The following is a 15,624-nucleotide window of genomic DNA, read 5'->3' as shown; positions in this document are numbered from 1 at the left end:
CTGTTCAATATTATGACAAAAGTTATAGGCTTAAGAATAGATGCCGCCATTAATGGAAAGCACCTCACCGGTAATATAGGACGCGCCTTTGGAGGCGAAGAAAGCCACTGCTTCGGCTACTTCTTCCGGGGTCCCGAACCTGTTCATCGGTACCTGGGCCGACAACTCCTTTTCGTTCAGCTCTGCGGTCATATCTGTACGGATAAAACCCGGGGCCACCGCGTTAACCGTAATGCCACGTTTGGCCACTTCCTGCGCCAGTGCTTTTGTAGCGCCGATAATACCGGCCTTGGCGGCAGAATAGTTTACCTGTCCGGGCGTACCTTTCAGTCCACTTAAACTTACCATGTTGATAATACGGCCGTAACGCTTCAGCAGCATCCCATTCAATACCTGTTTGGTTACATAATAAAAACCGTCGAGGCTGGGGCCTAACACATTACGCCATTGATCTGTGTTCATCCAGAACATCAGTACATCTTCGCGGATACCGGCATTGTTTACCAGCACCTCTATATGTTTCTCTTTATTACCTTCTACCCAGCCGCCCAGTACGCGCTGCACTTCGTCGGCATCGCCCACGTTGAACTGCAGCAGCTCACCGTCGGCGCCTTTCGCGCGCACCGCCGCCAGTGTTTCTTCCGCCGCAGCCTGGTTACCTTTATAATTGATCACCACATGGTAGCCTAACTCCGCCATTTTCAAACACACTGCCCTGCCAATACCCCTGGATCCGCCTGTTACTAATGCACACTTCATAGTGTAATGTTATTAGATGTTTTAGCTTAAAAAATGTGGACAGGCTCCGTAGCCATCAGGTATGTTTTGATGTTTTTCACATCATTGAACCGCGGCGCATCATCAATAAATTTAGGGAAAATTGCCCTTACATCCTGATATATCTTGTGTGATGCGGGCGACAATCTTTCCTGGCAATTCAGGTAATCCACCGCCTGCAAAAGTGTCATGGTTTGTACCGCCAGCACCTCAAAAGTGTTCTCTATCACCCTGTTGGTCATTACGGCGGAGTTGCAACCCATGCTAACAATATCCTGGTTGTCGTTATTGTTGGGAATGCTGTGTACACTCATCGGGAAGCTCAGCGTCTGGTTTTCGGCCACCGTGGAGGTAGCGGTAAACTGTACGCCCTGCATGCCGAAGTTAAAGCCCAGTTTACCCAGGTTCATGAACGGCGGGAACTTGTGGTTCAGCTTATCGTTCATCAGGTAGTTAAGCTGGCGCTCAGAAAGCATGCTCAGTTTCGTGATCGCGATTTTTACTTTGTCCATTTCCAGGGAAATGTAGTCGCCGTGGAAGTTACCGCCGTGGAAGACGTTCTTCTGGTGGTGGTCTACAACGGGATTATCGCTCACAGAGTTAAGTTCCTCCACTACCACGCGTTCTGCATGCAGCAGCGTGTCGTACACGGGACCCAGTACCTGGGGCACGCAGCGGAGGGAGTAATATTCCTGTACTTTATCTTTAAAAATCTCTTCTTCCAGTTCTTTATAGAGGTGGTCCGGGCGGTGGCGCACCATTTTGCTGTCTTTCAGCACTCCGCGCATGATTTCCGCGATGCGGTTCTGGCCAACGTGCTTTTTCACGGCGTTCAGTTCGGCGCTCAGGTGATCGTCGAATGCTTCCACGACTTCGTTTACGATAGCCGACAATACGGCGCTCCAGGCGAGCAGCTGTTTGGCGTAAATGATGTTTACCAGGCTCACACCGGTCATAGCCGATGTACCGTTGATGATGGCCAGTCCTTCGCGCACGTGTACGCCGATGGGTTTGAGGCCCAGTTTGGCGAACACATCTCCCGAAATCTGAATTTTATCCTCATAAACCACTTCTCCTTCGCCGATGAGCGTATGCGCAAGGTGCGCCAGCTGTACGAGGTCGCCGGAAGCGCCCACGCCTCCGTGCTCATATACACAAGGGTAGATGTTGTGATTGATCATGTCGCGCAGCAGTTCCACTACTTCGGGATGAATGCCGGAAAAACCCTGCATAAAGCTGCTGAGGCGGGCGATCATCAAACCTTTGGTAGCCAGCGGGGGCAGTATTTTGCCGGCGCCGGAACTGTGACTGCGGATCAGGTTGTACTGAAGCTGGTGTGTATCCTCATCACTGATGCGGTATTGAGCCATTGGACCAAAACCGGTATTAATACCGTAAATCAGTTTTTTGGCAGAAAATGTTTTCAGAAACTCAAAGCTGGCCTTCACGTTCGCCACTGCGGCAGCATCCAGTTCCACCTTCGCGCCTTCTAACAACACCTGCTGCACCTCTTGCAGAGAAAGCAACTTACTTCCTATTACAACCATTATCTTAAATTAAATTATTTGATTATGTAAAAAAGTGCTCAAAATTAGTATAAAGCTGGCTTTATCCCACTAAAATATTTCCCGGGGCGCAAACATACAACAACCTGCTGAAGGTCAGCAGATTTTCTCGCATACAGGCACATTTGCATTACTCGTTGGTATTATGCTTCTTCAGTTTCGGTTTCCTCGGGGGCTGTAACCAGTATTTTATCGATGCGGTGCGCGTCCATATCCACGATCTCGAACGTGAATTTGCGCCACTCGAACTTCTCGCCGGTATGGGGTATATGCTCCAGGTGATGGAGGATAAAACCCGCCAGGGTATCGAATTCCTGCTCAAATTCCGCCATCCAGTCCTCTTTATCAAACTCCGACAGGAAGTCGTAAAAAGGAATCTGGGCATCCACAAGATAAGAGCCGTCTTCCCGGCGCAACATCGTGTAATCGTCCTGGCCGGTTTCGGGCATATCGCCCACTATTGCTTCTAAGATATCGTTCAGCGTGATCATACCCAGGAAAGTACCGTATTCGTCCACGATAAACGCGGCATGAATCTGGGTTTCCTTGAACTTTTCGAGTACCTGGTAAGCCGAGTTGTTGTCCGGGATAAAGAGCGGTTTCTTCATCACGTCTTTCAACTGTGCGTTTTTACCGGCGCAGTATAAATCTTTAATATTGATGAGCCCTTTTACATTATCGATTTGTCCCAGGCAAACAGGATATATCGAATGCGGGCTGCTTTTTATCTTCTGCTGATAGCTCTCGATCGGTTCCTCGATATCGAGCCAGATGATATCGGTACGGTGGCTCATCAGCGAGGTGATGTTTCGGTCGCCCAGGTGAAACACGCGCTCGATGATCTCCTGCTCGGTTTCTTCGATGGCGCCCGACGTTGTGCCCTCATTAATAATTGCCTTTATCTCTTCTTCCGTTACCAGGCTGTCGCTGGAAGTAGCTTTGAGGTTAAAGAACTTAACCAGCACGTTCGACGATTTACTCAGCAACCAGATAAAGGGGAAGGTTACTTTCGACAAAAAGTTCATCGGCGTTGCCATGGTCTTGGCGATCGATTCGGGGCGGGCCAGACCAATACGTTTGGGTACCAGTTCGCCCAGTACCAACGACAGGTAAGTGATGATAATAACGATAACGGAGGTGGCTACAGCGCTGCTATACTTATGAAGCGAGGGAATATTTTCCAGATAAAGCCCCGGATATCCGCTTTCAGGTTCTCTCCGGAGTATAAACCGGTTAAGATGCCGATGAGCGTGATGCCTATCTGTACGGTGGATAAGAATGTATCCGGATTGTTTGCAAGCTTTAATGCAGCTTTTGCTTTTTCGTCCCCCTTGTTGGCTGCATTTTCGAGTCTGGCCTTACGGGCCGAAACAAGGGCAATCTCTGACATGGAGAATATGCCGTTCAACAGAATGAGGACGAGGATTATGACGACTTCCATAAAATAAGCCTAAAAATAAAAAATTATTCAAATATTAGTGTGAGAAATGCAAGTAATAACCCAAATGTAATAGCCACCACCTTTTTCCTGCTCAGTTCATGGTGTTTTGTGCCGCTTTCATAAAAGATAGTGGTAGAGATGTGCAGGAATGCTCCCACCACCATGGCCACCATGTATATCAGCGATTTCGTTACTATTTCAAAATGGTTGCCCAGTTGCGCCGCCAATATTGCTGACAACGGTGTTACACAGGCGAAAATAATCAGTATGCGCCACAGTTTGGCTTTCGGTTGATGCGCATGCATCATCACCGTAATAAGCGTCAGCGCTTCGGGTACCTTATGCGCCATCACCCCCGCCATCAGCGAAGGCAATGCGGAAGCGTCCGTATATTGGAAGCCCAGCGGAATACCTTCCATAAAAGCGTGCAGCGACAAGCCCACCAGTAACGGGAACACCGCTACGTTATGCTGGTGTTCGCCTGCTGCAGGCAGGTGCGTATGGCCGTGTTCCATGCCGTGCGACAACTGCTGCAGCGCCACCGGACAAAAAAGCCGATTACAATGTAAATGCCTGCTTCGTGGCCCAGTTCATGGTACACTTCGGGCAGCAGGTGCATAATTGTGATGCCGAACAGGAAGGCGCCGGTAAACGCCAGCATGTAAATTGGCAAATTAGGACGCAGGTTGCGCACCAGCATGGGAATCATGCCGCCCGCAACTGTGGCCAGTAAAATCAATATCAGGTAGATCCAGTTCATGTTGTTTTTTCAGGTTCCGGCTCGTCTTCCAGCCTTATTCTGCGTTGGAAAAAGCTGCCGCTTAAAGTACCGATCAGCACCCCCAGGAATGCTCCGCCGAGGATGTCCAGCGGGAAGTGTACCCCCACATATACCTGGGAGTACCCGATGGCGAGGGCCCATACGAAAAACAGCAGCGCCCAGCGGCCCCATACACTGCGCAGGGTGATGTAACTGAAAGTGGCCAGGGCAAAGTGGTTGGCGGCATGTGAAGAAGTAAAGCTGCCGCTGCGCGGGTAATAGCCTACCAGCACCCGCACATACGGGGCCAGTACCGGATCATTGAACGGGCGCGCGCGGCCTACGGCGCTTTTAAAGAATCCGCTCGCCTGGTCGGCAATGGCGAACGTAACTATATATAATACGATCCAGAAAAATCCTTTCCAGCCAAAGTTGTAAATGGCAAATACCATGAGAAACAGGTATAACGGCGCCCACAAATGCGGCTCCCGCAGCCATGGCAACAGGAAGTCCAGGAACGGGTTGGTCCACTGGCCGTTAATCTGAAAAAATAACCGGAGGTCGAATCTTAACACGCTTTCCATATTATTGTTTTGTGGCCACGATGATCAACCGGGTTGAATGCCGCTCGTCGTACGGGTTAAAATGATAATCGCCGAAGATGTCGTTGATTTGCAGCCCCTGCCTCGCGAACATCGCCTCAAAGTCCGCCTTGCGGAAGGCGTTCACGCTTTCTGTAAAGGTCAGGCGCTTCAACCGTTTTTTATCCAGGATATTGATCTCTTTCAGGAATTTGTGTTCGTTTACTTCGCGGTGAATATCGAACACCACGTCGTCTACGGTTTTTACTTCGCTGGGAACCGTGTGTTCCATTACGTATATGCTGTTCAGGTAGTCGAGCACTACGCGGCCGCCGGGTTTTAAGGCGTTTTTGATAGTACGGAGCGCATTGTCGTTTTCGCGGCGGGTATCAAAATAGCCGAAGCTGGTAAAAAGTTAAATACCACGTCGAAGTAGTTCACCATAAAAGGTAAACGCATATCATGCTGAAAAAGCTGAGATGGTCGTTTTCCATTTTGCGTGCCGCCACAATACTTTCTTCCGATAAGTCGATGCCCGTTACCTTAAACCCTTTATCCGCCAGGTACTTTGCATGCCTGCCGCGGCCACAGGCCACGTCCAGCATCAGTGCGCCGGGCGCTGGGCGCAGGTATTCCAGCAACTTGTCGATGAACGACGCGGCTTCCTTCTCATCCCGGTTGCTATACAACAGGTGATAATAAGGTGAATTGAACCAGTCTTTGTACCAATGCTTTGCTGCTTCCATATCCATTTCTGGTGTCAGCACCTCTTCGTCAAATGCTATCACCCTTTTTTATTGTTGAACATCAAATATCGTGTGCTTTCGTAATATCCACGCGTTAATTTATCCAGTGCCTGCGCCGTATCCACATGATCCTTTTTTACATCTTTCAACGGATCACCCTCCAAGTCGAACAAAGCCGTTTCCCCCGTTTTCGGGTTAATTTCATAAAGATAACGATCTCCGATCAGTGCATGGTAAGGCTGCAGGTTTTTATGATACACTAAAAATGCATACCGGCCTTGCTGCCGGCTACTGTCGAGCAGGTTCACCCCCATCGTGTAATTCTTCACCGGCATGCCTACAAGTCCCGCCACGGTGGGATATACATCTACCAGGCTGCCTGTTTCGTTTATTACCTGCGGCTTTATATGGCCCGGTGCATAAATAATGAACGGTACATGGTGACCCCAGGTAGCCATTTCCACTTCGGGCTTTTCCATAAAGTGGTAAGGATTCAGTTTGATGTTATGATCGCCGAAGAACAGGAAAATCGTATTGTCGAGGTACCCGTCTTCCTTTGCCTTTTTCATCAGGTGACCAATATTGTAGTCGAGGTACCGGATGCCGTTAAATTGATCAACAGAAAGAAAACCCGACTCCCTGAACTTCACCATATCGATATCTTTCTCCGTCACCCTTTTAAAATCTCCCGCGCCGGGCGTGGTAGTAAAAGGTTCGTGATTATCGGCGGTTTGCAGGAAGGCGATAAAGGGCTGCTTGCGGTCGTTTGCCGCCTTAAATATCTCGCTGGACTCGGTGATCAGGTCGTAGTCGGAAACTCCCCACACATCGGCCTTTGGCGATTTAAAATATCCTTCTTCATATATTTTGATGCCGTCCACGTTATTGGTGAATACCGCCCGGATGTTGGCCCAGTTGGTATTGCCGCCCAATAAATAATACTTTTCATACCCCTCGAACTGGTCCAGGATCACCCGCTGGTCCACGATGGCGGGGTGACGGGAAGCCGTTTGATCGATGCAGATATCGGCCAGGCCGGTGGTAACACCGAACACCGAACGGGCGGTGCTCATGTTGGGAATGTAAAAGTTCCGGAACAGGATGCCACTGTCCGCCAGCTGCTTCAGGTTAGGCGTAGCCATCATCGGGTTGTTGAACATGCTGGTAATGGACGCGCCTGTGGACTCCATCATCACCACCACCACGTTCAGCCGCGGTTTGGTACTGTCGCCCGGTTGCCGGCGTACATAACTGAGTTTTACACTATCGGGCTGGTCTACCCCCAGGTAGTTCGCCACCACACCATATGTTTGCTGCGTTTTATCCAGTTCCCGGGTATCGCGGCTGGTATCGAGATTAGAATAGAAATACAGTACGGGGTTGAGGGCCAGGCTCGTAATCCCGTTATCGCGGGTAAACATGGCCTGGCTCCAGCGCAGGGGGAAGTAGGCGAAGTTTCCGTAGATGCCGGCGGCAAAGAGCAATACCAGGGTGGCGATCCAGCCAGCCAGGGCGGCACGGCCATTGCGGCGGTCTTCCTGCCCGGCGTAGTTGATGAACACGCGGCGGTAGCAGAATACAAGCAATGCCATGAGCAAACCCACACCAATGAGTCCTTTTATGACGGGGTAACTCTGCCATACCATGCGGGCGTTGTCCAGTTTTTCGCCCGATGCCGAAACGTTTGATCGAGGGGTCGATACGCAGGCCCAGGTAGGCATAGTGGCCCAGGTCGATGGCGTAAAAGAAAATGAGACTGAGGTATACCAGGAACAGGTAGTAATAGTTGATCTTTTTCAGGAGGGTGTTGCCGAACAGGCGGTGACGCGCAATAACGGCGATAAGCGCCAGCGGGACCATGATGATCAGGGCCAGGCGCAAATCGAACTTCAGCCCGAGATACCAGGCTTTGGCGACGGCGGAGGAGCTGTGAAGCGTGGATTTAAAGAAAAAGAAGTAAAAAACTACCCTGAATAGTGCCAGGAACAGGAACAAAATCAGGGATTGGACAATCACATATCGGATGTACCTGGGAATGCGGAGCCAAATGTCCTTCATCTTAATATATACAGCTGTTTATTTTTAGCTAAGCTGCAAATATAGACTAAAAACTCACACCATGGCGGAGTTGCTAAATACCTGCTAATCAATTCTAGGTTTTCTGATGGCGTTTTAGTTATCTTTGCCTTCCTAAAAAAATCCAACAATTTTGGCACTGATTAAATCTATCTCTGGCATTCGCGGAACAATTGGTGGTAAACCGGGAGAGGGCTTATCCCCTCTTGACGTGGTGAAATTCACCGCGGCGTACGGTACCTGGTTGCTCCGTCAGAACAGTGAGAACAAAAAGTGGTGATCGGCCGGGATGGACGTATTTCCGGAGAGATGGTGAAGAACCTGGTAGCCTCCACGCTGGTGGGAGTGGGTATTGACGTGGTAGACCTTGGTTTATCCACCACTCCTACCGTGGAAATTGCCGTTCCGCTGGAACAGGCGGCTGGCGGTATTATTCTGACTGCAAGCCACAATCCCAGGGAATGGAACGCACTGAAGCTGCTCAACAGTACAGGCGAGTTCATTTCAGGTGAAGACGGCGCCACCCTGCTGGACATTGCGGCCAACGAAGACTTCTCTTTCGCGGACGTAAACAAACTCGGCACATACACAACCGACGACACTTACCTTCAGAAGCACATTGACATGGTGGTGAACTACCCGCTGGTAGACGTAGCCGCTATTAAAGCACGCAATTTCAAAATTGTGGTGGATGCCGTTAACTCAACCGGCGCCATCTTCGTTCCTGCCCTGCTGAAAGCACTGGGCGTTGACGATGTGGTGGTATTGTTCGGTGAAGTAAATGGTAAATTCTCCCACAACCCCGAGCCGCTGCCGGAAAACCTGACCGCCCTTTCCAACGAGGTGGACAAGTCCAAGGCTGACTTTGGTATTGCCGTAGACCCGGACGTGGACCGTCTTTGCTTCGTTTGCGAAGATGGCGGCATGTTTGGCGAGGAGTACACCCTGGTGGCCGTGGCCGATTACATCCTGAAGCACCGTAAAGGCAATACAGTAAGCAACCTGTCTTCTACCCAGGCGCTGAAAGACGTTACCCTGAAACATGGCGGCGAATACCATCCTTCTGCCGTAGGCGAAGTAAATGTGGTGCGCAAGATGAAAGAGGTGAACGCCGTGATCGGTGGTGAAGGCAACGGCGGCATCATTGTCCCCGACTTCCACTATGGCCGCGACGCGCTCATCGGTATTGGTCTGTTCCTGAGCCACATGGCTACTTTGGGCAAAAACATGAAGGCAGTCCGCAATTCCTACCCGGACTATTTCATTTCCAAGAACAAAATTGAGCTGGACAAAGGTGTGGACGTAAAAACCATCTTTGAAAAGATCAAAGGCAAGTATAAAAACCAGCCCATCAATACGGAAGATGGCCTGAAGATCGAGTTCGATAAGGACTGGGTGCACCTGCGCACATCTAACACCGAGCCGATTATCAGGATTTATTCCGAGAGCCAGAATGAAACTACTGCTGATAATATTGCAAAGCGTATTATGCAGGATATCAGGGAGTTCATGCTCTAAGGCGGCTTTTTAAGAGAAAATATTTGATGAGAAGACGGTCCGGCATAAGCCGGGCCGTTTTTTTTTATGCCCGGCGCGGGGGCTGTAGCATGTTTTTCTTTAGCGAAAGGGCAGGCAAAGGGCGGTTAAAGGGCAGGCAAAGGGCCCAGGTCTCTCTCAGCAAGCATTCAGGACGCTTCATTTGAGCTAAACCCCAGTAAACACTATGGTTTCGGAGCGCTTCAATTCGGTCATTCCAGGAGGATCTTAAGACCATCCTTCGCTGATCCTCGCTCATCCTACGTTCAATTGGCTGTGGTGGCGGTTTTAACCTAGGATGAGCGAGGATCAGCGAAAGATGCAGTAACGATGGTCGAAGGATGCCATGCCGGCGACGGGAGTGACCAACGGCGACCGGGGAGGGAAAAAAGCCTGATTTCCACCGTTGTTCCTTTTTATGTTTCCAAATCTGCCCCTTTTTTAGGAAATTTGCTACGCTCATTGAAGCACCATTAATTGAATATCAAAAACCACCACCACCTTGGAAAGAATTTATTTTGACAACGCAGCCACCACGCCGCTGGACAGCCGGTATTGGACGTGATGCTGCCGTACATGACAGAAAAGTTCGGGAACCCCTCCTCCATTTACTCTTACGGCCGCGAATCCAAATTGGGTATCGAGACTGCGCGCAAAAGCGTAGCAAAGATCCTGGGTGCGCATCCGGGCGAGATTTTCTTTACTTCAGGAGGTACCGAAAGCAGCAACACGGCGATCAATGCCGCGGTGCATAACCTGGGCTGCCGTCACATCATTACATCCCCGATCGAGCACCACGCTACCCTGCACGCTACGGACCACCTCCACTGCAAGGAAGGCATCAAGCTCTCCCACGTTAAACTACTGCCGAACGGCCATGTAGACATGGACGACCTCCGCCGCCTGCTGTCGGAGTCGACAGAGCGCTGCCTGGTTACCCTGATGCATGCCAACAACGAGATCGGCAACCTGCTGGACATCCACGCCGTAGGTAACCTTTGTAAAGAGTTTGACGCGATTTTCCACTCTGATACCGTGCAAACCGTGGGTCACTATCCTTTTGACCTGCGTAACACACCCGTTCACTTCATTAACGGCGCGGGCCACAAGTTTCACGGTCCGAAAGGCGTGGGCATCCTGTACATTAACGAGAACGTGAAAATCGATCCGTTTATACATGGCGGCTCACAGGAGCGCAACATGCGTGCAGGTACAGAAAACCTGTATGGCATCGTAGGTTTTGCGAAAGCGCTGGAACTGGCGACCGAGCACTACGAAGAACATAGCGCTTACATAAACGGCCTGCGTATGTACATGGCAGAACAGCTGGAGCAGCATATTCCGGGCGTTGGATTTAACGGCGACCTGAAGGGCCGCAGCCTTTATACCGTGCTGAACGTGTCGTTCCCGAAAAATGAGAAAACCGAGATGATCCTCTTCAACATGGACATCAACGGTATCTGTGCCTCCGGCGGAAGTGCCTGTACTTCCGGCGCAGACGCGGGTTCGCACGTAATTCGTTCAATTAACAACGACCCGAACAAGATCGCGGTGCGTTTTTCTTTTTCGAAACAGAACACGAAAGAGGAAGTAGATAGCGTAGTGGCGAAGTTGAAAGAACTGATGTAAAATCGTTCGCTATATTTTTGAGAGAGGCCGCCTGTCTGGGCGGTCTTTTCTTTGGGTGTATGTATACACCGGCACATGCCGATCGGCGGGACAAGTCTACATGGCATTGTTGGGCTACGTAATTTGCAAACATGGCGTTGTTGGGTCACGTATACACCTTCTTTGATAGGATTTTATATCTTACACCCACATCCACAACGTCATGAAAGTAATTTTCTCTCTTAGCCTGATGGCCCTGTCCACAGGCCTCTTCGCTCAAAACAACACCTACCGGACCTGGAACCCCGCAAACGATGCGCAAAGCATGGTAGGCGGACAAGGCTGGCACACCGGCATCGGCGCCTTTTACGACCGGCTGCCCGCTAAAGCCGAAAAAACAGCCCGTCCACCGGTATGGAACCTCTCTCACAACAGCGCCGGCCTGCACCTCCGCTTCGTTTCCAATGCAGACGAAATCGTTGTACGGTACCAGGTAACCGGCGCCGTACAAATGCCGCACATGGCGGCTACCGGTGTAAGCGGGGTAGACCTCTATTCCGAGCAGCCCAGGCACTGGATCGCCGGTAAATACTCATTTAAAGACACGATCGAATACCGCTTCGCAAAGCTGCAAAGCACCGGTGAGGCAGACCGCACCTACACGCTGTACCTGCCGCTATATAATTCTGTCAAATGGTTGGAAGTGAGTTATCCCGAGGGCAGCCAGTTGAAGCCACTCGCCCCGGCCCCGAAACCGATCGTTGTTTACGGCACCTCCATCGCACAAGGCGCCTGCGCCAGCCGGCCCGGGCTTGCCTGGACCAACATCCTCAGCCGCAAACTTGACCGCCCGGTAATTAACCTGGCTTTTTCGGGTAACGGCCAGCTGGAACCAGCAATAGTAGAACTGCTTCCTGAAATAGACGCCTCGTTATACGTGCTGGACTGTATGCCTAACCTCACGCGGCAGGCCTTCACGAATGAGATCATCCGGCAACGGATCATCGAAACGGTGAATCATCTCCGTGGAGAAAAAGCCTGGCATACCGATACTGCTGACCGAGCACGATGGATATACAGATGGCGCCCTGAATACCGACAGGAAAGGTTACTATGAACGCGTGAATAAAGTATTGCGGGAAACATTTGCCTCGATGAAGGCAAAGGGAGTGAAGGGTATTTACCTGCTGACGAAAGAAGCCATCGGTCAGGATATGGAAGATACTGTAGATGGCACACACCCGAACGACCTCGGGATGATGCGGTATGCGGAGGCATATGAAAAGGCCATCAAAAAGATAAAATAGAAAAAGGAGGAGCGCGGTGCTCCTCCTTTTATATCAGAACCTGCCTGCAAACTCAACGGCAAATGCCTCCAGTTTTACTTTACCATTCACGGGCGAACCTGTCTGCACAAAATCGCCGGCCAGCCGGTCGCCATGAAACGCTGCCCCCATTTCAGTATACAACTCCGCAATTTCTTTCGGAACACCAGCGCCGGTCATACCTTCGAACGCCTGCGCATCAGTAAACTCGACCCATGGCAAACCCGGCTTGCCGATCGCTGCTCCAAACACCCTGGCCACATCTGCGGGCGTGCGCACGTCACTGACAATGTATTGTACGTCTTTACCATTACCCGGCTGTTGAAGTGCAGCAGCAGCGGCGGTGGCAATGTCCTCCGGGTGTACCAGCGGCATCAGCACATCGGCCGGGAAGTTGCCGCCAATGATATTTGCATGCTGGATCAGCGGCACATCATTATAAAAGTTGATGTAGAAGTAACCGGCGCGGAGAAACGTTACGTTCACGCCCTCCAGTTCGCGATAAATGTTTTCTATCTGGTGAATCGCTTTAATGGGGCCGGTGCCGGCTGGCAGGTCGGCACCAATGCTGCTGAGCATCACCACCCGCTTTACCCCCGAGGCAGCGATAGCCGTGGCATAAGCCTTACCGGCGTTCACGGTATTATCTACCACATTGCTGCCGCCCATATTCGGCGGGGTCATAGCCCAAACGGCGTCTGCGCCGGTAAAGAGTGTTTGCAGGAAGGCAGCATCGCTTACGGAGCCAATGGCCGGTGTGGCACCTAATGCGGTAATCGCATCGCTTTTGGATGACTGGCTGCTCACCACCGTTACATCATGGCCCGCTGCAACCAATTTTTGCGTGAGGGGCAAACCTATATTTCCTAAAGAACCTGTTACGATGATTTTCATTGTTGCTTGTTTTTTGTTGGAACAAAGGTATCTTCGTACTAACTTTTTGACAAGTACTTACCCTAAAGTATGTGCCATGACAGCGATCAAAGAAAACTCTACTATACAGGAAAATAAGCAGTATGCGCTGGACACCTGCCCGGTGACCTACGCGATGCAGAAAATAGGCGGCTATTGGAAGCCCATCATCCTGTACCACCTTTCGGGTGGTGACAAACGTTACAGCGAAATAAAACGGGCGATACCTGCCGTTACGGAGAAGGTATTGATCCAGCACCTGAAGCAACTGGAGCTGGACGGGCTCATTATTCGCGAGGCCAAACCGGTGGTACCACCCTTTGTGACCTACCGCCTCAGTGCCGCGGGAACGGGGTTAATGCCCGTTATCAGCGCGATGGCGACATGGGCGTTTAAAGATATGGAAGGCGCCTTTGGCGCGTAATGAAAAAGCCGCCTGTTACGGCGGTTTTCTATATTTAAGAGTTCTTCGTAATCAACTCATAAAACTTATCCCTGTACCCCTCACTGATCGGGATATACTGGTTCGCGATCACCACAGAATTTTTCTCCACTGAATTGATCTTATCCAGCGATACCAGGTACGAACGATGCACCCGGATAAATTTATCCTTCGGCAGCCTGCTTTCGAACGATTTCAGGCTTTTTAAGGTGAGCACAGGTTGATTGCGTGTATAAATCTTGATATAGTCTTTCAATGCTTCTATGTAAAGAATATCTTCAAAGTTAACCTTGATGATCTTGTATTCTGTTTTTACGAAGATGTAATCGGCCGAAGTGGCCACCTCTCCGTTCTTCTGCTGTACCTGCAGGTACTCGTGTACTTTGGTTACCGCCTTAATGAAACGCTCGAAGGGAATGGGTTTCAGGAGGTAATCCACCACATCCATATTAAACCCATCCAGCGCATATTCCTGGTAAGCGGTGGTAAATATCACGGCAGGCGGATTTTTAAGCGCCTTCAAAAACTGGATGCCGTTAATGTCCGGCATTTTAATGTCCAGGAAAAGCAGGTCTACCGGCTCCTCCTGCAAATAACGCAGGGCAAGGGCCGCATCCTCAAACTTTTTCAGATGCATTGGAAAGGGCGCCTTGCGGGCGAAGTCCTCTATTATTTCCAACGCCAGTGGTTCATCGTCAACTGCGATACACTTCATCATTGTTCAACACAATTTTTAAGTCAGCAATAAATTCGTTTCCGTTTTCTTTAACAGTTAGCTCATGCGCTCCGGCATATAACATGTCGAGCCGTTTACGTGCATTGGTAAGTCCTACGCCGCCCGGTTCCGCTGTTTTCTGGCGGATGAGCTTATTGCGCACGATCATACTTAATGTACCATTGTGTATTACCAGTTTAACGATGATATAAGATGCTTCGGAATAACTAATGCCGTGTTTAAATGCGTTCTCCACGAAAGGGATCAGCAACATCGGCGGAATTTTAAGGATGCCCGCCTCGCCTGCTACCTGGTAGTCTACCGAAATAGATTGCGGCAGGCGCAGTTTCTGTATGTCGATATAGTCCTGCAAATACCGCAGTTCATTGGCCAGCAGCACCTTGTCTTCATTCGCCTGGTAAATCATGTAACGCATGATGGTAGACAGTTTCACCAGGGGCATGTTCGGTTTCCGGCGATTGTTTATGCGCCAGCGAATAAATGGTATTCAGGCAATTAAATAAAAAATGTGGGTTGATCTGGTTCTTCAGGAATTTAAGTTCCGCGTTCAGGTTGGCGACCTTTAATTCCTCACGCTGCTTTTCGCTTTTAAACCATTCTATTCCTATTTTGATAAACCCGCTCATGAAGAGCATAAGAAAAGTAAACATGACTGTTCGCCGTAATACCTGCGGAACGATAAACTCTACAAACACATTGTCGCCTTCTGCCGGAAATAGCCGCAGGTTCATCATGGAATCGGGCGGTGGCGGACCATTACGCCAGCCGAACCGCTGTGTGCGATGAAAGCGCCGGCCACTGTCGCGCCGGTGAAAGAAGGTTTCGCCGCCCTGGACACTATCTGCCGCATGCACTAATACGGCACCGCCGGGACCCGCAGTGAGCGATACCCCCACTCTCGGCCGCTTCATCATATGCCCCATGAACTGATACTCCACAATTGCCTGCTGTAGTGTAATCACAATGATCAGCACGAGTACCGAAGCGATATATAAACTGATCTTCTTTAACGTAAAAACCGTGGTATCAGCACATACATGTTCAGGTAAAAAGTCCTATCAGTATCAGTGTATTTACACACTCCTTGATAAAAAGGCATTGTCGCTCACCTGTATGCGG

General features: G+C 50.3%; 21 protein-coding genes. 7 read left to right on the top strand and 14 right to left on the bottom strand.

What is annotated here, in order from left to right; translation table 11 throughout:
• Window positions 1-30: 30 nt before the first annotated feature.
• The 10 genes from flxB to MKQ70_RS36305 form a co-directional block, all read right to left on the bottom strand.
• Window positions 31-759, bottom strand: a complete 729-nt coding sequence (flxB, locus tag MKQ70_RS36350; protein WP_248080505.1) for a flexirubin biosynthesis SDR family reductase FlxB — start codon at window positions 757-759, stop codon at window positions 31-33.
• Between the two features lie 26 nt (window positions 760-785).
• On the bottom strand, window positions 786-2,303 hold the full coding sequence (flxA, locus tag MKQ70_RS36345; RefSeq protein ID WP_248080501.1) for a flexirubin biosynthesis tyrosine ammonia-lyase FlxA: 1,518 nt from the start codon (window positions 2,301-2,303) through the stop codon (window positions 786-788).
• A 182-nt stretch (window positions 2,304-2,485) separates the two neighbouring features.
• Entirely contained in the window at window positions 2,486-3,445 is a 960-nt protein-coding gene (locus MKQ70_RS40680) for a hemolysin family protein (protein WP_282456982.1), read from the bottom strand.
• A gap of 38 nt (window positions 3,446-3,483) precedes the next feature.
• Complete coding sequence (locus MKQ70_RS40675) at window positions 3,484-3,783, bottom strand: CNNM domain-containing protein (RefSeq protein ID WP_282456981.1); 300 nt, start codon at window positions 3,781-3,783, stop codon at window positions 3,484-3,486.
• A gap of 23 nt (window positions 3,784-3,806) precedes the next feature.
• Window positions 3,807-4,298 (bottom strand): ZIP family metal transporter, encoded by a 492-nt coding sequence (locus tag MKQ70_RS36330; RefSeq protein ID WP_248080499.1) that lies wholly within the window; start codon window positions 4,296-4,298, stop codon window positions 3,807-3,809.
• Complete coding sequence (locus MKQ70_RS36325; RefSeq protein WP_248080496.1) at window positions 4,244-4,543, bottom strand: ZIP family transporter; 300 nt, start codon at window positions 4,541-4,543, stop codon at window positions 4,244-4,246. Before MKQ70_RS36325 ends, MKQ70_RS36330 begins: the two co-directional genes overlap by 55 nt.
• Window positions 4,540-5,118 (bottom strand): phosphatase PAP2 family protein, encoded by a 579-nt coding sequence (locus MKQ70_RS36320; RefSeq protein WP_248080493.1) that lies wholly within the window; start codon window positions 5,116-5,118, stop codon window positions 4,540-4,542. The genes MKQ70_RS36325 and MKQ70_RS36320 overlap by 4 nt, the downstream gene beginning before the upstream one ends.
• A 10-nt stretch (window positions 5,119-5,128) precedes the next feature.
• Window positions 5,129-5,446: a hypothetical protein gene (locus tag MKQ70_RS36315; RefSeq protein ID WP_248080489.1), complete on the bottom strand. Its 318-nt coding sequence runs from the start codon at window positions 5,444-5,446 to the stop codon at window positions 5,129-5,131.
• A 115-nt stretch (window positions 5,447-5,561) separates the two neighbouring features.
• Window positions 5,562-5,912: a class I SAM-dependent methyltransferase gene (locus MKQ70_RS36310; protein ID WP_248080487.1), complete on the bottom strand. Its 351-nt coding sequence runs from the start codon at window positions 5,910-5,912 to the stop codon at window positions 5,562-5,564.
• On the bottom strand, window positions 5,909-7,516 hold the full coding sequence (locus MKQ70_RS36305) for an LTA synthase family protein (RefSeq protein WP_248080483.1): 1,608 nt from the start codon (window positions 7,514-7,516) through the stop codon (window positions 5,909-5,911). The genes MKQ70_RS36310 and MKQ70_RS36305 overlap by 4 nt, the downstream gene beginning before the upstream one ends.
• Here MKQ70_RS36305 and MKQ70_RS36300 point away from each other — a divergent pair.
• The 6 genes from MKQ70_RS36300 (at window position 7,515) to MKQ70_RS36275 (ending at window position 12,397) form a co-directional block, all read left to right on the top strand.
• Window positions 7,515-7,847 carry a hypothetical protein gene (locus tag MKQ70_RS36300; RefSeq protein ID WP_248080481.1) on the top strand — a complete coding sequence of 111 codons (333 nt, stop codon included), beginning with the start codon at window positions 7,515-7,517 and terminating at the stop codon, window positions 7,845-7,847. The genes MKQ70_RS36305 and MKQ70_RS36300 overlap by 2 nt on opposite strands.
• Before the next feature lie 232 nt (window positions 7,848-8,079).
• The gene (locus MKQ70_RS36295; protein ID WP_248080478.1) at window positions 8,080-8,226 is read left to right on the top strand and encodes a hypothetical protein; all 147 of its coding nucleotides are present in this window, start codon (window positions 8,080-8,082) and stop codon (window positions 8,224-8,226) included.
• A complete protein-coding gene (glmM, locus tag MKQ70_RS36290; protein WP_248080475.1) occupies window positions 8,220-9,464 on the top strand; it encodes a phosphoglucosamine mutase in 1,245 nt (414 codons plus the stop codon). Before MKQ70_RS36295 ends, glmM begins: the two co-directional genes overlap by 7 nt.
• Before the next feature lie 594 nt (window positions 9,465-10,058).
• Window positions 10,059-11,111 (top strand): cysteine desulfurase family protein, encoded by a 1,053-nt coding sequence (locus MKQ70_RS36285; RefSeq protein ID WP_308199372.1) that lies wholly within the window; start codon window positions 10,059-10,061, stop codon window positions 11,109-11,111.
• Window positions 11,112-11,313: 202 nt separating this feature from the next.
• Complete coding sequence (locus tag MKQ70_RS36280) at window positions 11,314-12,207, top strand: SGNH/GDSL hydrolase family protein (RefSeq protein ID WP_248080455.1); 894 nt, start codon at window positions 11,314-11,316, stop codon at window positions 12,205-12,207.
• Entirely contained in the window at window positions 12,116-12,397 is a 282-nt protein-coding gene (locus tag MKQ70_RS36275; RefSeq protein WP_248080451.1) for an SGNH/GDSL hydrolase family protein, read from the top strand. Before MKQ70_RS36280 ends, MKQ70_RS36275 begins: the two co-directional genes overlap by 92 nt.
• 33 nt (window positions 12,398-12,430) lie before the next feature.
• Here MKQ70_RS36275 and MKQ70_RS36270 read toward each other — a convergent pair whose 3' ends face one another.
• Window positions 12,431-13,309: an NmrA family NAD(P)-binding protein gene (locus tag MKQ70_RS36270; protein ID WP_248080449.1), complete on the bottom strand. Its 879-nt coding sequence runs from the start codon at window positions 13,307-13,309 to the stop codon at window positions 12,431-12,433.
• 76 nt (window positions 13,310-13,385) lie between these two features.
• Between MKQ70_RS36270 and MKQ70_RS36265 the strand changes: the two genes are divergently transcribed.
• A complete protein-coding gene (locus MKQ70_RS36265) occupies window positions 13,386-13,751 on the top strand; it encodes a winged helix-turn-helix transcriptional regulator (RefSeq protein WP_248080446.1) in 366 nt (121 codons plus the stop codon).
• A 34-nt stretch (window positions 13,752-13,785) separates the two neighbouring features.
• Here MKQ70_RS36265 and MKQ70_RS36260 read toward each other — a convergent pair whose 3' ends face one another.
• Genes MKQ70_RS36260 through MKQ70_RS40670 form a run of 3 tightly spaced genes read right to left on the bottom strand, consistent with a single transcriptional unit; the run spans window position 13,786 to window position 15,479 of the window.
• On the bottom strand, window positions 13,786-14,487 hold the full coding sequence (locus MKQ70_RS36260; RefSeq protein WP_248080444.1) for a LytR/AlgR family response regulator transcription factor: 702 nt from the start codon (window positions 14,485-14,487) through the stop codon (window positions 13,786-13,788).
• Window positions 14,465-14,938: a sensor histidine kinase gene (locus MKQ70_RS36255; protein ID WP_308199370.1), complete on the bottom strand. Its 474-nt coding sequence runs from the start codon at window positions 14,936-14,938 to the stop codon at window positions 14,465-14,467. Before MKQ70_RS36255 ends, MKQ70_RS36260 begins: the two co-directional genes overlap by 23 nt.
• Window positions 14,892-15,479, bottom strand: coding sequence for a histidine kinase (locus tag MKQ70_RS40670; protein ID WP_308199369.1), 588 nt, complete (start codon window positions 15,477-15,479; stop codon window positions 14,892-14,894). The genes MKQ70_RS36255 and MKQ70_RS40670 overlap by 47 nt, the downstream gene beginning before the upstream one ends.
• Window positions 15,480-15,624 lie beyond the last annotated feature (145 nt).

It is taken from the genome of Chitinophaga sedimenti (assembly GCF_023156195.1).
Lineage (GTDB): Bacteria > Bacteroidota > Bacteroidia > Chitinophagales > Chitinophagaceae > Chitinophaga > Chitinophaga sedimenti.
The sequence above is the reverse complement of the archived record's forward strand: the minus strand, read 5'-3'. Positions and strand labels throughout refer to the sequence as shown.

Coding starts and splice junctions, on each gene's coding strand:
- MKQ70_RS36300 (WP_248080481.1), top strand. CDS start 7,515: ATGCGGGCGTTGTCCAGTTTTTCGCCCGATGCCGAAACGTTTGATCGA.
- MKQ70_RS36285 (WP_308199372.1), top strand. CDS start 10,059: ATGACAGAAAAGTTCGGGAACCCCTCCTCCATTTACTCTTACGGCCGC.
- MKQ70_RS36270 (WP_248080449.1), bottom strand. CDS start 13,309: ATGAAAATCATCGTAACAGGTTCTTTAGGAAATATAGGTTTGCCCCTC.
- flxB (WP_248080505.1), bottom strand. CDS start 759: ATGAAGTGTGCATTAGTAACAGGCGGATCCAGGGGTATTGGCAGGGCA.
- MKQ70_RS36265 (WP_248080446.1), top strand. CDS start 13,386: ATGACAGCGATCAAAGAAAACTCTACTATACAGGAAAATAAGCAGTAT.
- MKQ70_RS36305 (WP_248080483.1), bottom strand. CDS start 7,516: ATGGTATGGCAGAGTTACCCCGTCATAAAAGGACTCATTGGTGTGGGT.
- MKQ70_RS36260 (WP_248080444.1), bottom strand. CDS start 14,487: ATGATGAAGTGTATCGCAGTTGACGATGAACCACTGGCGTTGGAAATA.
- MKQ70_RS36325 (WP_248080496.1), bottom strand. CDS start 4,543: ATGAACTGGATCTACCTGATATTGATTTTACTGGCCACAGTTGCGGGC.
- MKQ70_RS36330 (WP_248080499.1), bottom strand. CDS start 4,298: ATGGAACACGGCCATACGCACCTGCCTGCAGCAGGCGAACACCAGCAT.
- MKQ70_RS40675 (WP_282456981.1), bottom strand. CDS start 3,783: ATGGAAGTCGTCATAATCCTCGTCCTCATTCTGTTGAACGGCATATTC.
- MKQ70_RS36280 (WP_248080455.1), top strand. CDS start 11,314: ATGAAAGTAATTTTCTCTCTTAGCCTGATGGCCCTGTCCACAGGCCTC.